The organism is Paracoccus sp. (in: a-proteobacteria) (genome assembly GCF_030536915.1).
Classification (GTDB): Bacteria; Pseudomonadota; Alphaproteobacteria; order Rhodobacterales; family Rhodobacteraceae; genus Paracoccus.
The window spans coordinates 19,821-36,678 of record NZ_JAUNPC010000025.1; the positions used below are offsets into that span (position 1 = coordinate 19,821).

The 16,858-nt window shown below is 69.0% G+C and carries 17 protein-coding genes; 4 read left to right on the forward strand and 13 right to left on the reverse strand.

What is annotated here, in order from left to right; translation table 11 throughout:
* Positions 1 to 21: 21 nt before the first annotated feature.
* Together Q4F04_RS06525 and Q4F04_RS06530 are read right to left on the reverse strand one after the other, a co-directional pair.
* Positions 22 to 2,991, reverse strand: coding sequence for a helicase-related protein (locus Q4F04_RS06525; protein WP_303369043.1), 2,970 nt, complete (start codon positions 2,989 to 2,991; stop codon positions 22 to 24).
* A gap of 70 nt (positions 2,992 to 3,061) precedes the next feature.
* Positions 3,062 to 3,529, reverse strand: coding sequence for a tetratricopeptide repeat protein (locus tag Q4F04_RS06530; protein WP_303369028.1), 468 nt, complete (start codon positions 3,527 to 3,529; stop codon positions 3,062 to 3,064).
* Between the two features lie 159 nt (positions 3,530 to 3,688).
* On the opposite strand from Q4F04_RS06530, the gene Q4F04_RS06535 reads away from it, so the two are divergent.
* Together Q4F04_RS06535 and Q4F04_RS06540 are read left to right on the forward strand one after the other, a co-directional pair.
* The gene (locus Q4F04_RS06535; protein ID WP_303369029.1) at positions 3,689 to 3,973 is read left to right on the forward strand and encodes an SCP2 sterol-binding domain-containing protein; all 285 of its coding nucleotides are present in this window, start codon (positions 3,689 to 3,691) and stop codon (positions 3,971 to 3,973) included.
* A 14-nt stretch (positions 3,974 to 3,987) separates the two neighbouring features.
* Entirely contained in the window at positions 3,988 to 4,962 is a 975-nt protein-coding gene (locus Q4F04_RS06540) for an alpha/beta hydrolase (protein ID WP_303369030.1), read from the forward strand.
* A 318-nt stretch (positions 4,963 to 5,280) separates the two neighbouring features.
* Here Q4F04_RS06540 and pgi read toward each other — a convergent pair whose 3' ends face one another.
* From pgi to Q4F04_RS06565, 5 genes are all read right to left on the reverse strand, one after another.
* The gene (pgi, locus tag Q4F04_RS06545; protein ID WP_303369031.1) at positions 5,281 to 6,891 is read right to left on the reverse strand and encodes a glucose-6-phosphate isomerase; all 1,611 of its coding nucleotides are present in this window, start codon (positions 6,889 to 6,891) and stop codon (positions 5,281 to 5,283) included.
* 26 nt (positions 6,892 to 6,917) lie between these two features.
* Positions 6,918 to 7,586: a 6-phosphogluconolactonase gene (gene pgl, locus Q4F04_RS06550; protein ID WP_303369032.1), complete on the reverse strand. Its 669-nt coding sequence runs from the start codon at positions 7,584 to 7,586 to the stop codon at positions 6,918 to 6,920.
* A gap of 19 nt (positions 7,587 to 7,605) precedes the next feature.
* The gene (zwf, locus tag Q4F04_RS06555; RefSeq protein WP_303369033.1) at positions 7,606 to 9,042 is read right to left on the reverse strand and encodes a glucose-6-phosphate dehydrogenase; all 1,437 of its coding nucleotides are present in this window, start codon (positions 9,040 to 9,042) and stop codon (positions 7,606 to 7,608) included.
* A gap of 66 nt (positions 9,043 to 9,108) precedes the next feature.
* Positions 9,109 to 9,654: an RSP_2648 family PIN domain-containing protein gene (locus tag Q4F04_RS06560; RefSeq protein WP_303369034.1), complete on the reverse strand. Its 546-nt coding sequence runs from the start codon at positions 9,652 to 9,654 to the stop codon at positions 9,109 to 9,111.
* Positions 9,651 to 10,871, reverse strand: coding sequence for an RSP_2647 family RNA methyltransferase (locus tag Q4F04_RS06565; RefSeq protein ID WP_303369035.1), 1,221 nt, complete (start codon positions 10,869 to 10,871; stop codon positions 9,651 to 9,653). Before Q4F04_RS06565 ends, Q4F04_RS06560 begins: the two co-directional genes overlap by 4 nt.
* A 144-nt stretch (positions 10,872 to 11,015) precedes the next feature.
* On the opposite strand from Q4F04_RS06565, the gene Q4F04_RS06570 reads away from it, so the two are divergent.
* The gene (locus Q4F04_RS06570; RefSeq protein WP_303369036.1) at positions 11,016 to 12,377 is read left to right on the forward strand and encodes a glutamate--cysteine ligase; all 1,362 of its coding nucleotides are present in this window, start codon (positions 11,016 to 11,018) and stop codon (positions 12,375 to 12,377) included.
* Positions 12,378 to 12,408: 31 nt separating this feature from the next.
* On the opposite strand, the gene Q4F04_RS06575 is transcribed toward Q4F04_RS06570, so the two are convergent.
* The 6 genes from Q4F04_RS06575 to Q4F04_RS06600 form a co-directional block, all read right to left on the reverse strand.
* Positions 12,409 to 12,816, reverse strand: a complete 408-nt coding sequence (locus tag Q4F04_RS06575; RefSeq protein ID WP_303369037.1) for a DUF2852 domain-containing protein — start codon at positions 12,814 to 12,816, stop codon at positions 12,409 to 12,411.
* Positions 12,817 to 12,906: 90 nt separating this feature from the next.
* The gene (locus Q4F04_RS06580; RefSeq protein WP_303369038.1) at positions 12,907 to 13,515 is read right to left on the reverse strand and encodes a TetR/AcrR family transcriptional regulator; all 609 of its coding nucleotides are present in this window, start codon (positions 13,513 to 13,515) and stop codon (positions 12,907 to 12,909) included.
* A 12-nt stretch (positions 13,516 to 13,527) separates the two neighbouring features.
* On the reverse strand, positions 13,528 to 13,803 hold the full coding sequence (locus Q4F04_RS06585) for an HPr family phosphocarrier protein (RefSeq protein ID WP_303369039.1): 276 nt from the start codon (positions 13,801 to 13,803) through the stop codon (positions 13,528 to 13,530).
* Positions 13,800 to 14,207, reverse strand: a complete 408-nt coding sequence (locus Q4F04_RS06590; protein WP_303369040.1) for a PTS sugar transporter subunit IIA — start codon at positions 14,205 to 14,207, stop codon at positions 13,800 to 13,802. Before Q4F04_RS06590 ends, Q4F04_RS06585 begins: the two co-directional genes overlap by 4 nt.
* Positions 14,204 to 15,178: an RNase adapter RapZ gene (gene rapZ / locus Q4F04_RS06595; RefSeq protein WP_303369044.1), complete on the reverse strand. Its 975-nt coding sequence runs from the start codon at positions 15,176 to 15,178 to the stop codon at positions 14,204 to 14,206. Before rapZ ends, Q4F04_RS06590 begins: the two co-directional genes overlap by 4 nt.
* Positions 15,179 to 15,234: 56 nt before the next feature.
* The gene (locus tag Q4F04_RS06600) at positions 15,235 to 15,648 is read right to left on the reverse strand and encodes an HPr kinase/phosphorylase (RefSeq protein WP_303369041.1); all 414 of its coding nucleotides are present in this window, start codon (positions 15,646 to 15,648) and stop codon (positions 15,235 to 15,237) included.
* Positions 15,649 to 15,797: 149 nt separating this feature from the next.
* Here Q4F04_RS06600 and Q4F04_RS06605 point away from each other — a divergent pair.
* The coding region (locus tag Q4F04_RS06605; protein ID WP_303369042.1) for a phosphoenolpyruvate carboxykinase (ATP) at positions 15,798 to 16,858 on the forward strand (1,061 nt) is incomplete at its 3' end.

The following is a 16,858-nucleotide window of genomic DNA, read 5'->3' on the forward strand; positions in this document are numbered from 1 at the left end:
CGCGATACCCCCTGGCTGCGATCACGACTTGTTCTTCAGAGCCGCCAGCACGGCAAAGGGGCTGTCGGGATCGATCGGCTTGTCATTGCGGGGCGGGCGCGATTCGAAGCTGCGGCCGCCCTCGTTCCGGGGCGGCCGGTCCTTGCCGCCGGGGCGGCCCTCGTTCTTGCCGCGCTCGCCCTTCGGCTTGCCGGGCTTGCCGTGGCGCGGATGGCCGCTGCCTTGCCCCTCGCCCGCCTGCGGCCCCTCGCCCCCGAAACGGCGCTGGCCGCGCGGCCTGTCGCCGCGGCGGCCCTCGCCTTCCGCGGGCGCGGCCTCACGCGGCTGGCCCTCGCGTGACTGCCCTTGGGGCTGGGCGCCGCCGAAGCGGCCCGGACGACGGTTGCCGCGTCCCTCGCCTTCTCGGCCCTCGCGCCGGGGGCCGCGCGGACGCGGCGCCCAGGTGAAGGTGTAGAAGCTTTCCATCTCGACCGGCGCGGGTTCCGCCTCGCCTGCCTCATCGCCCTCGACGGGCGTCTCGGGGGCCTCGCCCGACGCGGCGGCTGCCTCGGCCTCGGCGCGCTGGCGTTCGGCCTGCTCGGCCTCCCACCGGGCGCGGGTCTCGGCAGCGAGGACGCTTTCCTCTTCCGTCATCGGCGCGACGGGCTCGCCCTCGGGTACCGGGACGGGTTCGGGAAGGACGGCGACGGGGGGGCGGGTCTTGGGGCGCTCGCCCTTCTCGGCGCGGTAGCCCAAGCCGCCCATCAGGTCGGCGAACTGGTCCAGCGTCATGCCGGTGATCGACAGCATGTCGGGCATCGCCTCGAAGCCGCCGCGGCTGTCCTGGGCGCGCAGCATGTCGGCCAGCCGTTCCAGCATGTCGATGCGGATCGCGCGTTCGCCCGCAGGGTGATAGCCGGACAGGGTGTAATAGTCGCGCGGCACGTCGGGCAGGTTCGGGATCGTCACCAGACCAGGGGGCGGCGATTCGGGGAACTCGTCGGCCCCCGCCCACAGCGCCGACAGCAGCAGCCGCAGCCGGGTCGGCGCGGGCTTCAGCAGTGCGGGCAGGAAGATGGTGAACTGGCCGAAGCGGACACCATGCTTGCGCAAGCTGCCCCGCGCATCCTGGTCCAGTTCCTTGATCTCGGAGGCGATGCCCTCGCGCGGCAGCACGCCCATCGCCTCGACCAGCCGGAAGGCCACGCCACGGGCCAAGCCCGTCAGCGTCTCGTCGGCCTGCATGGCCATCAGCGGCTCGAAGCCGGCAGCGATCTTGCGGTCGATGAAATGCTGCAGGCGGCGGCGGACCTTTTCGGCGACCTCTGGCCCGGCTTCCTCGTCCACGAAGACCTCGATGCCGGGCTTCAGGGGATCGGCGCCCTTGACCAGCTTGCCCACGGCCGAGCCGCCCCACATCAAGCCGCCCTGCACGGTGAAGTCCAGTTCCGTGTCCGGCGCGTTGTAGAAGCGGTCGGCGCGCAGGTGGAACTCGGGGCGCAGCGCCTCGTAGGCAGCGCGGGTCAGCATCCGCGCCTCGTCGCCCTGGGCGCTGGGATCGGTGCGGAACCGGAACCCCTCAAGACGGCCGGCGAATTCGCCCTCCACCGTCACCTCGCCCTTGTCGTTCACCTCGGCCACCAGGCTCTCCTTCTGCTTGAGCCGGCGCAGCAATACGGAAGTGCGCCGGTCCACGAATCGCTGCGTCAGCGCGGCATGAAGCGCGTCCGACAGCCGATCTTCTACAGCCCGCGTTTCCTCCCGCCAATGGGCTTCGTCCCTGACCCAGCCATTGCGTTGGGCGACATAGGTCCAGGTGCGGATATAGGCGAGCCGCTTGCTGATCGTGTCGATGTCGCCGCCCGGCTTGTCGATCCGCGCGACCGAGCGCGCCAGCCAGTCGCCGGGGATGCCGCCTTCCTGAAGAAAGCCGTAAATGCGGGTCAGCAGCGTGGTGTGTTCCGCAGGCGAGATGCCGCGGAAATCGGGGATGCGGCACACGTCCCACAGCAGCCGCACGTCCTTGGGATGCGTCACCCGGTCGCGGATTTCTGGCATCGCCGATAGGGTTTTCAGCGACGACAGGTCATCCGCCTCGCGCCCACGCCCCAGCCATTCACTGCCTGAGGGCTGTTCCAGCGACTGGATCAGCCGCTCCACGGTCCCGAACTCCAGCGAGGAATTGCGCCAGATCAGGCGGCTGATCGGCTGGAAGCGGTGGTTCTCGATGGCGTCGATCAGGCCCTCGTCCAGGGCGGACGCCTCGCCGGTGACGCCGAAGGTGCCGGGTTCCGTATGGCGGCCCGCGCGGCCCGCGATCTGGCCCAGCTCATGCGGGAACAGGGGCCGCAGGCGGCGACCGTCGAACTTGTGGGTCGCCTCGAAGGCGACATGGCGGATGTCGAGGTTCAGCCCCATGCCGATGGCGTCGGTGGCGACAAGGTAATCGACCTCGCCCGCCTGATACATGGCGACCTGCGCGTTCCGGGTGCGGGGCGAAAGCGCGCCCATTACGACCGCACAGCCGCCCTTCTGGCGCCGGATCAGTTCCGCCGTGGCATAGACGTCATCGACGCTGAAGCCGACGATGGCCGACCGCACGGGCATCCGGCTGAGCTTCTTCGACCCGGCCCAACTGAGCGTCGAAAACCGTTCCCGTCGCATGAACTGCGCCTCGGGGACCAGCGCGGCGATAGCCGGGCGCATGGTGGACGACCCGAGGAACAGCGTCTCGTGCAGCCCGCGCATATGCAGCAGGCGGTCGGTGAAGACATGGCCGCGTTCAGGGTCGGCACACAGCTGGATCTCGTCGATGGCGACGAAATCGGCCAGCACCTCGGGCATCGCCTCGGTGGTGGCGACCCAGTAGGCGGCGCGTTCCGGGACGATGCGTTCCTCTCCGGTGATCAGCGCCACAACCGACGGCCCCCGCGCCTTCACGATGCGGTCATAAACCTCGCGCGCCAAAAGCCGTAGCGGCAGGCCGATGACGCCGGTCCGATGCGCCAGCATCCGCTCGATGGCATAGTGGGTCTTGCCGGTGTTCGTCGGCCCCAGCACGGCCGTGATGCGTCCCGCCACGTCAGGCGTCCTGCCCCTGGCCTTCGGCCAGCAACCGTCCGATGCCGTCGCGGGCTTCCTCCTGATGCGGATGGATCACCAGGCTTTCGTGGTAAGCCGCAAGCGCGCGGTCATGGTCCCCCATGTCCTCGAGGATCGTGGCCAGCAGCGTGAGCGAGGGCCAGTGTCGTGGCTCAAGCCGCAGCGCCTGCGCGAGATCGGCGATGGCGGGTCCGGTCTGCCCGGCAAGATAGAAGGCCGTGCCGCGCGCCGCCCATCCGGAGGCGAAATCGGGCGCGTTCTCGGTCAGCGCCGTCAGGTGCCCGATGGCGGCGGGCAGGTCGCCCGCGTCCAGCGCCGCCTCGCCCCGCATCAGCAACAGGTCGAGCGCCGCGGAACCCGAGCGCGACCAGGCCCGCTCGATGTCGGACTGCGCCCGCATCCACCCGTCGCCCTGCTGCGAGGAGAGTTCGCTGAAAAGTGAATCCATTTCCGCAGGGCTTTGCGCGCGCAGGGGCAAGGCCGTTAACAGGATCGACAGGATTGCCGCGCCAAATGCCGCTGCGGCAGGGTGGAACTGGGTCATCGGCACGCGCATATGAACGATGTAAGCATTCCCGCGCCGCGGCGCCAGATTGGGAGATATTGGATGAGTGCAGTGATTGAGGGTGCCGTCAAGGCACTGGGGAACCGGATTTCCTCGTTCGACGGTTCGGCGAAATTCGTCGTGGAAGGCGAAGGCGCGATCATGATCGACGAACAGGGCGTCCGCGCCGGCGACGAGGCCGCCGAGGTCACGCTGACTGCCAGCCGCGACACCTTCGAGGGGATCATGAACGGCGACACCAACCCGACCATGGCCTACATGACCGGCAAGCTGAAGATCGACGGCTCGCTGCCCGCCGCGATGAAGCTGGGCGCGGCCCTCTCCTGACCGGCCGGGCGCCGATGGACGCAGTCACCCGGCCGCCCCCCGGGCCGCAGGGATTTCAGCCGGCGCCTCTGAACCGCCTGTCCGGCGAGCCGCCTTCGCCGGGACAGGCCTTCTTCCTGCAGGCCGAGGATGGCCTGAGGCTGCGGCTCGGCCTGTGGCAACCCCGGAACGCTGCAACCGGAACGGTGCTGCTGTTTCCGGGGCGGATCGAATATCTTGAGAAATATGACGGAATCGCCAGCCGGCTTGCGGCCGCGGACTTTGCTGTGCTTGCCATCGACTGGCGGGGACAGGGGCTGTCGGACCGGCTGCTGCGCGATCCCCGCGCGGGCCACATCGCCGACTTTGCCGATTACCAGAACGACGTCGTGGAAATGGTGGTGGCTGCCCAAGCTCTGGGACTGCCGCGCCCTTGGCACCTGCTCGCGCATTCGATGGGCGGCTGCATCGGCCTTGCCGCGCTGCTGAACGGGCTGCCGGTGGAAACCGCGGCCTTCTCGGCCCCGATGTGGGGGCTGCGCCATCCGCGCGTGCCGGATGCGGTCATCACCGGCCTGACGGGCACCGCCCGGCGGCTGGGCCGCGCAGAACTGACGGCCATCGGCACCGGGGGCGGCGGCACCTACCTGCTGGACGCCCCTTTCCGCGGCAATGCCCTGACCGGCGACCCGGTGCAATGGGCGCGGCTGGTGGCGCAGGCCGGAAGCTGGCCCGACTTGACCCTGGGCGGGGCGACCTATGCCTGGATCGCAGCCGCGCGGGCCGAATGCCGCCGTCTCGCCGCCCTGCCCTCTCCCGATCTTCCGGCGCTGATCGCGCTCGGCGGGGCCGAGGCGGTCGTCTCGGCCACCGCGGTCCGCGCCCGCGCGGCGGCATGGCCGCAGGGGCAACTGCTGGACCTGCCCGGCGCCCGCCACGAGCTGATGTTCGAGGCGGCACCCGTGGCCGAGCGCTTCCTTTCCGCGGCTGTCGACCTTTTCAGGGGCTGATGCGGGGCGCCTGGGGCAGGCCCAAGAACGGCTGTCTTTCTGCTTTCACCACCATGCGATCCTCACTGCGCCGCTTTCGGAACTGCCGTCCCTGCGTCAGCGGTGCATGGGTATTTCAGCCAGAAAGAAGCCGCCCGGCGCCGCTCTGCCCGTGCCACCCGGCCCGTGATTTTCTGGTTCCAAATACCCATGCGGCGGCGCAACCCGGCCGGCGCTTGCCATCTTCTTGCCGCCATGCCGGCATCGCCATGCAACCGGGGCGACAGTTGCAAATCCCAGCCCCCGCGCCATTCTGGCGGTCCGGTCGTGGCCCTCGCCTCAACCCTCGCCGCGCAGCATCCGTATCTGCCGCACCAGCGCCAGCGTCGAGGGATCCTGCCCTTCGGTCCCTTCGCCATCCAGAAGCGGCGCGATCTGCTGGGCGAGTTCCTTGCCCAGTTCCACCCCCCACTGATCGAAGCTGTTGATCCCCAGGATCACGCCCTCGACGAAGACCCGGTGTTCGTAGAGCGCGATGATCTGGCCCAGGGTGAAGGGCGTCAGTTCCCCCATCACCAGCGTGGTCGAGGGACGGTTGCCCGGAAAGACCCGGTGCCGCACCTGGCGTTCGGCTTCCGCTCCGGTCAGGCCCTTCGCAGCCACCTGCGCGCGCGCCTCCTCCAGCGAGCGGCCGCGCATCAGGGCTTCGCTCTGGGCAAGGCAGTTGGCGATCAGCAGCTTCTGCTGGTGATCCAGATCGGGCTCGTGGCCGCGGGCGGCGACGATGAATTCGCAGGGGACGACCTGCAGGCCCTGGTGGATCAACTGGTAAAAGGCATGCTGGCCGTTTGTCCCCGGCTCGCCCCAGACGATGGGACCGGCAGGGCGGTCCAGCGTGCCGCCGTCCATGGTGACGCCCTTGCCGTTCGATTCCATTTCAAGCTGCTGCAGATAGGCGGGAAGGCGCAGCAAGCGGTTGGCGTAGGGCAGGACGGCGCGGGTCGGATAGCCGCAGACCTGATGGTGCCAGATGCCCACCAGCGCCAGCATAACCGGCAGGTTCCGGTCCAGCGGGGCTTGGCGGAAATGGTTATCCATTGCCCGGCCCCCGGCCAGGAACTCGTCGAAGCGGTCCGGCCCGATGCCCAGCATCAGTGACAGCCCGATCGGCCCCCAGACGGAATAGCGCCCGCCCACCCAGTCGGCGAAGCCGAAGACGCGGTCGGAGTCGATCCCGAATTCCGCCGTCCGGTCCAGCGCCGAGGACACCGCGGCGAACTGGCTGGCCGGATCGCGCACCCGCCCGGCCAGCCAGCGGCGGACGGTTTCGGCATTGGTCATCGTCTCAAGGGTGGTGAAGGTCTTGGAGGCCACGATCACCAGCGTCGTTTCCGGGTCCAGCCCCTTCAGCGTATCGGCCGCATCCGCCCCGTCCACGTTGGATATGAAATGCAGCCGCGGCCCGTTGGCCCAGGGCGCCAGCGCCAGAGCGGCCATCATCGGCCCCAGGTCCGAGCCGCCGATGCCGATGTTGACCACATCGGTATAGGCGCCGCCCTGCCCCGTCCGCCGGCCTGAGCGGATATCATCGGCGAAGCGGCGCATCCGGGCCAGCGTCGCCTGGATCTCGGGCAGCACGTCGCGGCCATCGACAAGGATCGGGCCGCCGCTTGCCCGCAGCGCCGTGTGCAGGACGGCGCGGCCCTCGGTCTCGTTGATCTTCTCGCCCGCGAACATCGCCTCGCGCCGGGCCGGCACATCGGCGGCAAGCGCCAGCAGCAGGTCGCGGGCGGTCCCGTCGATGGCGGTCTTCGACCAGTCGAACCACAGCCCTTCGGCGGAAAGGGCGCAGTCGCGGGCGCGGTCCGGCTCGGCCTCGAACAACGCGATGATGGAACGGTCCTGCGTGGCCGCGCGATGCGCCGCCAGTTTGTCCCAAGGGTCGGTCATGGATGTTCCCTTCGCTAAAGGCACGGTCATTCCGCGTAATGCACGATCATGCCCTTGAGCACGGCGGCGACCGGTGCCTGCTCGGGCGGCAGCGCGGCCGCGCGTTCCAGCGCCTCGCGCTTTTCCGGCCCGGCGATCATCAGAAAGCTTTCGGTCGCGGAACTCAGCGCAGGCCGGGTCAGGGTCACGCGCGGCTCCTCGGTCGCCGCAGCCATGATCGGCAGCACCGGGGGCGCCGCAGCGTCAAGCGCGGCGGCCAGCCCATCGGCGCCGGGGAACAGGCTGGCGGTGTGCATGTCCTCGCCCATTCCCAGCAGCAGGACCGACAGCGGCAGCAGCGGCGCGATCCGCTCGGACGCGAGCGCCGCCCCGGCTGCAGGGTCGAGGCCCTCGGCGTAAAGCTCGATCAGTTCAGCCCCCGCGCCCTGCTCGATCAGGTTGCGCCGGATCAGCCGGGCATTCGAGCGGTTGTGGTCGGGCGGCACCCAGCGTTCGTCGCTGGGGATCACCAGCACGCGGTCCCATTCCAGCCGGGCCGCCGCCAGCGCCTTGAAGACGGGGATGGGGGTCGAGCCGCCCGGCAGGCACAGCACCGCCCTGTCGCGGGTCTTCAGCGCCATGCCCAGCGCCTCGGTCATTTCCTGCGCCACGGCCAGCGTCAGCGCCTCGCGGTCGGGATGCTCGATCAGCTTCATCGGTTCTCTCGCCTTTGGTTCAGGACTGCAGGTTGCGCCAGTGGCGGCCGTCGCGGCCGATCAGCCCCAACGCTTCATCGGGGCCGCTGGTGCCGGGGGGATAGGATGCGGGTTGCGCGTTCCCCTCCTCCCAGGCGCGGATGACGGGGTCGGCCCAGGCCCAGGCGGCCTCGACCTCGTCGCCGCGCATGAACAGGGTCTGGTCGCCGCGGATCACCTCGGTGATCAGCCGCTCGTAGGCATCGGGTATGTCCACCCCCAGCGCCTCGGCGAAGCTCATGTCCAGCGGCACCTCGACCAGACGCAACTCGCCCGGTCCCGGTTCCTTGATCATCACCATGAGGTTGATCCCCTCGTTCGGCTGCAGGCGGATCACAAGCTGGTCCGGTTTCTGCCGCCCTTCGGCGTCGAAGATGGAATGCGGCGGCTTGCGGAAGACGACCGCGATCTCGCTGGTCCGGGCGGCCAGGCACTTGCCGGTCCGCAGGTAGAAAGGCACCCCCTGCCAGCGCCAGTTGGCAAGCCGCAGCTTCAGCGCGACGAAGCTTTCGGTGCGGCTGGCCGGATTACCGACATCGGCGCGGTAGCCGGCGCCGTTCGCGGCATATTGCCCGCGCACGATGTCCGCCACGGGCACCGGTTCCAGCGCCCGGATGACCTTGAGCTTCTCGTCCCGCACCGCGTCGGGGTCAAAGCGCCAGGGCGGCTCCATCGCGATCAGGCAGACGAGTTGCATCAGGTGGTTCTGCACCATGTCGCGCATTGCGCCCGCGTGGTCGTAATAGGCCGCGCGGCCCGCGACGCCCACGGTCTCGGCCACGGTGATCTGGACATGGTCGATGTAATGGGCGTTCCACAAGGGCTCGAACAGGATGTTGGCAAAGCGGATCGCCATCAGGTTCTGGACCGTTTCCTTTCCCAGATAATGGTCGATCCGGTAGATCTGCCCTTCGGTGAAATGCCGCGCCAGCGTGCGGTTCAGCGCGCGGGCCGAGGCGAGGTCGCGGCCGAAGGGCTTTTCCACCACGATCCGAGCATCCGGCCCGGTAATCCCATGGCTTGACAGTCGGTCGGCAAGGTCGCCGAACAGCGCGGGCGCGACCGAAAGATAGAAAGCATGCACGACGCCCTTGCGCATCCTTGCGGCAAGGTCCGCCCAGCCCTCGGCGCCCGTCGCATCCACGGGGACATAGGAGAGGCGGCTGAGGAAGGCGGGAAGCCCGGGGTCGCCGGCGCGGGGCGGATCGAACTCAGCGATGGCGGCGGCGATGTCGGCACGGAAGCCGCTGTCGTCCATGGGCGTGCGGGCCGTGCCGATGATGCGGGCGCCGTCGGGGAAATGGCCGGCCGAATGGCGGCGGAACAGGGCGGGGAAGATCTTGCGCCGCGCAAGGTCGCCCGTCGCGCCGAAGATGACGAGATCGAAGTCATCGACCGCTGTCAGACGCGATGCCATCGCTTTCACCGTCCCCTTCAGGCTTCGGCCATGGTGGTAGAGGCTGCACCCCGCCCCGGCAAGCCGTCAGCCCGCGCGGGCAAGCGCCCTGGCCAGCCGCGGCAACCGGGCACGCGCCATCAGGTCGCGCAAGGGGACCCGCCCGCCCAGCGCCTGCGCCTTGGCATGGGCGGCCCGGACGCTGGCCGCCACAGGGCCGGGATCGCGCCGCCACAGGTCCAGCAGGAAGGCGTCGGGATGGACCGCGCGCAGGCCCAGCGCCGACAGGGCGCGCATGGGAAAGTCGCGCAGGTTGGCGGTGACGATGAGTTCAGCGCCCGAAGCCAGCGCCGTTTCGGCCACATGGCGGTCGGCGGGGTCGGGCCAGTCGAAGCCTGCGGCAGCGGCGCCGCTGTCCGGGGCCTCGGCCTGTGGGTGTGGCAGGCGCAGCAGCGCGATCTCGGCCCCGGCGACAACGGCCTGATCCGGGCCAAGGCGGGCAGCGGCGTGGCGCCATTCGTCGAGGATGCGGGCGGACCAGACCGGCTGGTAAAGCCCGGCATCCGCCGCGCCGATCAGGATCTCCCGCAGGACGGTCGGGTAAAGGACGCAGGCGTCGAGGACCGCCTTCATCCGTCCAGCCGGAAGAACAGCGCCTTGAGGTAGCCGCTTTCCGCCAGTTGCGGCAGCATCGGGTGGTCCGGCCCGGCAAACCCGGTGTGGATCAGTTGCATCCTCCGTCCGCCGCGCCCGATCCCCCGCGCGCTGGCATTGCGGAAGGCCGCAAGGTCCGCCGCATGGCTGCAGGAACAGAGGCAGAGGTATCCACCCGGCGCGACCAGCGGCGCCGCCAGCCGCGCAACCCGCTCATAGGCGCGCAGGCCTGCGTCGAGCGCCTGTTTCGCCGGCGCAAAGGCGGGCGGGTCGCAGATCACCACGTCGAAACGCTGGCCTTCGGACGCCAGCGCCTCCATCACCGCGAAGGCATCGCCCTGCCGGGTGGTCAGCCGTGCCTCAAGCCCCATCGCGCGTGCGCCGCCCTGCGCCAGCGACAGCGCCGCGGCCGAGCCGTCCACGCAGGTCGCGCTTTCGGCGCCTCCGGCGAGCGCGGCCAGCCCGAAGCCGCCGACATGGCTGAAGACATCCAGCACCCTTGCCCCTCGGGACAGGCGTTGCGCGAAGGCATGGTTCGGGCGCTGGTCGTAGAACAGCCCCGTCTTCTGCCCACCCGTCAGGTCGGCCAGATAGGTCGCGCCGTTCATCGGCACCTCGATGGGCGCGGCAACGGCGCCGGTCAGGACCGCAGTGCGCTCGTCCAGCCCCTCAAGCCCCCGCGCCCGGCCCGAGCCGTTCATCACCACCGTGGATACGCCCGTGACCTCGGCCAGCGCAGAGGCGAGGTCGTCCAGCATCCGGTCGGCCCAGGCGGCGTTGGGCTGGATCACGGCCGCATCGCCGAAGCGGTCGATGACCACGCCCGGCAGCCCGTCCGCCTCGGCATGGACCAGCCGGTAGAAGGGCGCGTCGAACAGCCGCTTGCGCATCGCCAGCGCCCGGCGCAGGCGGGCGGCCAGCCATGCGCGGTCGATCACCGCGCCCGCGTCCTGATCCATCACCCGCGCGGTGATCTTCGAGTGGACGTTGACCGTGACGACGCCCAGATCCGCCCGCTCGGCATCCTGCAGGACCGCCATCGCGCCCGGCGCCAGCCCCTTGGTGCGGCGGTCCACCACCAGTTCATCGGCATAAACCCAGGGGAAGCCGTGCCGGATCGCCCGCGCATTCGCCTTGGGGCGCAGGCGCACCACCGGCAGGGCGCGGGCATCGGCGGTCTCGGGCTGATCGGTCATCGGGATCTCGGGCTTTGGGGAACGCGCAGCCTCTGCCATGCGCGCCACGGCCGGGCAAGGCTTGCGACCCGCCCAAGGGTTGGCTTGACACTCCCCCGGCGCCGCGCCACCTGTCCCCACGATTACGACCTCGTGAGGGCCCCCATGTCCATTCCCCAGCAGGGCGGCGGCCCGATCGAACGGCGCGAAGAGCTGGCCGACTATGTCGCCTCGGGCGAGAAGCCGCGCGCCGACTGGCGCATCGGCACCGAGCATGAGAAGTTCGGCTTCCTGTGGAACACGCTGGAACCGCTGCCCTACGAGGGGCCACGGTCCATCCTCGCCATCCTCGAAGGCCTGCGCGACCGCTTCGGCTGGGCCGAGGTCCGCGAGGGCGACAAGCTGATCGGCCTGTCGCGGAATGGCGCCAGCGTCAGCCTTGAACCCGGCGGCCAGCTTGAACTGTCAGGCGCCCCCGTTGAAACCATCCACGACACCGACGCCGAGACCCGCCAGCATCTCGACGAGGTCGCTGCCGTGACCGAGGGGCTGGGCATCGGCTTCATGGGCTTGGGCGCTGCGCCGGTCTGGAGCCAGCGGCAGATGCCGATGATGCCCAAGGGGCGCTATGCGCTGATGACGCCCTACATGGAAAAGGTCGGCACGCTGGGCACCCAGATGATGTACCGGACCTGCACCGTGCAGGTGAACCTGGATTACGCGTCCGAAGCCGACATGGTGCAGAAGCTGCGCGTGGCGCTGGCGCTGCAGCCGGTGGCGACGGCGCTTTTCGCGAACTCGCCCTTCCTCGACGGCAAGCCGAACGGGATGAAGTCCTGGCGTGCGCATATCTGGCAGAACCTCGACGCGGACCGCACGGGGCTCTTGCCCTTCGTCTTCGAGGACGGCTTCGGCTACGAGCGTTGGGTCGATTACGTCCTCGATGTGCCGATGTATTTCGTCTACCGCGACGGGCGCTACATCGACGCGCTGGGCCAGTCCTTCCGCGACTTCCTGAAAGGCCGGTTGCCCGCGCTGCCGGGCGAGGTGCCGACGCTGTCGGACTGGGCCGACCACATGACGACCGTCTTCCCCGAAGCGCGGGTCAAGAAGTTCATCGAGATGCGCGGCGCCGACGCTGGCCCCCTGAGCCACCTGAATGCCCTGCCCGCGCTGTGGGTCGGGCTGACCTATGACCAGGGCGCGCTGGACGCCGCGACCGAACTGACGCGCGGCTGGAGCCATGAACAGCGCGAGGGCCTGCGCCGCGCCGCCGCCCGCGACGGGCTGGCGGGCGAGTTCGAGGGTCTGCGCCTACGGGACATCGCCGCCGAGACGCTGGTGCTGGCCGAGGGGGGGCTTGCCGCCCGTGCGCGGCTGCAGAACGGCGCAGACGAGGGGCAGTTCCTCGCCGTGCTGCGCGAGCGGGTGGAACGGGGCGCGAGCGGCGCCGACGACCTGCTGGCGAAATATCACGGCGAATGGAGGGGCGACCTGTCGCGCATCTACGCCGACTGCGCCTATTGAAAAGGGGCCGGACGGACCGGCCCCCTTTGCCTCAGTTCTGGCGGCGTTCGTCCATGAACTGGTCGAACTCGGCCTTGTCGCGGGCCTCGCGCAGCTTCTGCAGGAAGTCGACGAAGGCGCGGTGTTCGTCCTCCAGCCGCTTCAGCGTCTCGTCGCGATAGGCGTCGAAGGCGGCGTTGCCGGTGCTTTGGGAGTGATAGGTCGGGACGTGGCGGCTGCGGCGGGTGCAGGTTCCGAACATGCGTTTGCTCCAGATCATGTAGCCGAGGATGGCAAGGCCGACGGGCCAGGCGAAGACAAGGCCGAGGATCATGGCGGCAAGCCATGCCACCCGGCCCCGCGCGTCCAGCCAGTCGCGGACATGCAGCAGAAGCTGCCTGACGGACTGAACGACGCCTTCTGCGGACGGATAGCTGCGAGGTTCATAGGCTGGGATCATGGGGGTGCTCCGAGAATGGATGTGAATGTTAATCACATTAACAATGTCGGAGCGCGGAGCGTCTGCGTCAATCCCCTTGCGCGAAGAATCTCATCCGATGACGCCGAGGCCCCGCAGGTAGATCAGCACCCCGCTTTCCAGCATCTCGTCGGCCGGGATCGGGCTGCGCGCGCCGGGGCGGCCGCGGCCGAACAGTTCGACCACGCCATGGGACATGGCCCAGACATGGTTGGCCACCATGGTCGCAGGCGGGCGGCGACCAGCGGGCAGGCGCGCGAACAATGCCTCGGCGCCCCGCACAAGCGCGGCCTCGGCCGTCTGGGCGGCCAAGGCAAGATCGGCGTTGCCCGAGATGGACAGGCCCGATTCGAACATCGCCATGTAGAAGCCCGGCTTCTCGGCGGCGAAGCCGAGATAGGCCTGCCCCATCCGCAGGAAAGCCGACAGCGCCGAGGGGCGGCCCTCGTCAAAGGCCGCCTCAAGCCGCGCAGCGAAGTCGAGGAAGCCCTGCCGCGCGACCTCCTGCAACAGTTCCTCGCGCCCGGTGAAATGGCGGTAGGGCGCGGCGGCGCTGACGCCCGCTTGGCGCGCAGCCTCGGCCAGCGTGAAGGCCGCGGGTCCCTTGTCCTCGATCAGCGCGACGGTGGCCTGAACAAGCGCCTGCCGCAGGTTGCCGTGGTGATAGCTGTCGCGGGCCACGGGGCGCGGCCCTCAGCGGCCTTCGCCGAAATAGTTGCCCACAAGGTCGGTCAGCGCCTGCATCAGCGGCTCGGCATCGGGACCGCTGGTGGTGACGCGGATGGTGCTGCCGCGGGGGGCGACCAGCATCAGCAGTCCCATGATCGAATCACCCGCCACCTTCTCTCCGTCCTTCTCGACGGTGACGCGGGCGTCGAATCGCTCGACCGTCTCGACGAACCGGGCCGAGGCGCGGGCGTGCAGTCCCTTTTCGTTGACGATCCGCAGCTCGCGGCTGAGTTCCGTCACAACGCGGCTCGTTCCGCCGGTTCGGGGGCGTAGCAGTCGATGTACTTGCGCCCGGCCTCGGCCGCCATCACGGCGGCATCCTCGACCTGAAGGTGGCGCGACTTGGCCAGCTTGACCAGCATCGGCAAGTTGGCGCCGTAAAGGATGCGGCGGCGGGCCGGCAGGCAGGCCGGCATCGACAGGTTCGAGGGCGAGCCGCCGAACAGGTCGGTGACGATCACCACGCCGTCGCCGGCGTCCACCTCGTTGGCGGCCAGGCAGATCTCGGCCTGCTTGGCGGCGCGGTCATGGTTTTCTTCGATGGTGACCGCCCTTATTCCCCCTTGTGGCCCGACGACGTGCTCGACGGCGGCGACATATTCACGCGCCAGCCCCCCATGTGCGACGATGACGATCCCGATCAACTGCCTTCCACCACTCGCGACGGCTTTTGCGCGGTCGCTTCGCTAGACGCACCCGTTCGCTGTTCGGCCGGCGTCACTTCTGCCGGGCGCAGCACCGAGGCGCGACGTTCCAATTCACGATGTCTTTTAGACACCTGCCAACCCTCTTTCGCAAGCGTGTCGGCGGCAAGCTCGGCCAGGGTGACGGAACGATGCTGTCCGCCCGTGCAGCCGAAGCCGATCGCCAGATGCGCCTTGCCCTCGTCAACCTGCGCGGGCAGCAGAAAGAGTATAAGGTCTCGGACCTTTTGGAAAAAGGTTTCAAACCGGGGGTCTGCCGTCACGTAATGCTGAACCGTGGCATTCCTGCCATCCAGTTGCCGCAGGGCGGGTTCCCAATGCGGGTTCGCAAGGAAGCGGCAGTCGAACATCATGTCGAGACCGCGCGGCACCCCCCGCTTGTAGCTGAAGGACTGGACCGACACCGACAGCCCCCGCCCGCCCCGCAGGTCGAAGGCGGCGGCCAGTTCAGCGCGCAGGTCATGCGGGCTGAGGTCGGTGGTGTCGATCAGCACATCGGCGCGGTTGCGGACGGAATCGAGCAGGTCGCGCTCGGCCGTGATCGCCTCGGCGGGCGTGCCGCCATCGGCCAGCGGGTGGCGGCGGCGGGTTTCGGAATAACGGCGCACCAGCACCTCGGTCGCGCAGTCGAGATACAGCACCTCGGGCGCGAAGGCGGGGTTGCGGGTCAGCGCGTCGATCAGCTCGATCAGGCTGGCGGCGGAAAAGTCGCGGTTGCGGACGTCGAGCCCCAGCGCCAGCGGCACCGGCCGCGCAGGTCCGTCCAGCAGCCGCGGGATCAGCGACAGGGGCAGGTTGTCAATGGCCTCGAAGCCCATGTCCTCGAGCGCATGGATCGCGGTCGAGCGCCCGGCCCCTGACGGCCCCGTGACAAGCACCAGCCGCTGGGCGCCCTGCTCGGCGCTGCCCATCGCTTCCATCCCCTGTCCGCTGTTCACGCCAACCCCGTCCATCAGGGCGCCCGCCGTCAGCCGCGCCCGCCGCGCATCAGTTGCATCAGCGCCGGTGCAAGATGCGGGCCCGCCGGTCCCAAGACAAGGGGCAGCGCCAGATCCGAAAGCATGATGCTGCGGGGGGGCGGAAGCCGGCTGGTCTCGGCCTGCCCGAGATCCACCACCTGCGCGACCGTGACCGGCCCCGCATCCTCGGCCCGCAGGATGCCGATCCCCCGCGCCTCGATCCGCCCTCGGATCGGAACGGGGCATTCGGCGACAAGGCTGCCGTCCCGGACCCGCAGGATCACCCGATCATCCGCCACCAGCCGCGCTCCCATCGCCATCAGCGCCAGAGCCAGCGACGACTTGCCCGAGCCCGAGGGACCGAGGATCAGCAGTCCTCGCCCGGCGATTTCGACCGCGCTGGCATGGATCGTGGCGGTCATTTCCGGGTCCGGCACTTAACCATTTTGTCAGTGATAACGCTAACGACCGATGGTTGCGCTAACTCATGGTGCTGTCGGTCTATCTTCATCATTTCGCCATGTTTATAGGGGCGGCAAAAGCCCAGCGCCCGATCCACAGGAGTCCCGGTATGTCACAGCCCCGCGTCAACCCGAACTGCAAACTCGAAGACCAGGGCATCCGGGGGCTGGGAGACGTCCATTACAACCTGCTGGAACCGGCGCTGATTGAGGCCGCGATCCGCCGCGGCGAGGGCAAGCTGGGCCTGGGAGGGGCGTTCCTGGTGTCCACCGGCGCCAAGACCGGGCGCTCGCCAAAGGACAAGTTCGTGGTCCGCACGCCGGGCGTCGAGGATTCGATCTGGTGGGACAACAACCCGCCGATGGAGCCGGAGGCCTTCGACCGGCTTTATGAGGACATGCTGGCCCACATGAAGGGCGGCGAGTATTTCGTGCAGGACCTGTTCGGCGGCGCGGACCCCGAACATCAGCTTGACGTGCGCGTGGTCAGCGAACTTGCCTGGCACAACCTGTTCATCCGCCACCTGCTGCGCCGTCCCGAGGCGTCGGAGTTGGCGACGTTCACCCCCGACTGGACGATCATCAACTGCCCGTCCTTCAAGGCCGATCCCGAACGCCACGGCTGCCGCAGCGACACGGTGATCGCGCTGAACTTTGACCGCAAGATGATCCTGATCGGCAACACCGGCTATGCGGGCGAGAACAAGAAGGGCGTCTTTACGCTGCTGAACTACATCCTGCCGGAACGCGGCGTGATGCCGATGCACTGCTCGGCCAACCACGCGCCGGGCGACGAAAGCGACGTGGCGATCTTCTTCGGCCTGTCGGGCACCGGCAAGACCACGCTGTCCGCCGACCCCTCGCGCGTGCTGATCGGCGACGACGAGCACGGCTGGTCCGACAAGGGCGTCTTCAACTTCGAGGGCGGCTGCTACGCCAAGACGATCAACCTGTCGCCCGAGGCCGAGCCGGAAATCTACGCGACGACCCATCGCTTCGGCACCGTGGTCGAGAACATGGTCTTCGACCCCGACACGCTGGAACTGGACTTCGCCGACGATTCGATCACGGAAAACACCCGCTGCGCCTATCCGCTGGAGGCGATCTCGAACGCGTCCGAAACCGGCATGGCGGGGCAGCCGAAGAACGTCATCATGCTGACCTCGGACGC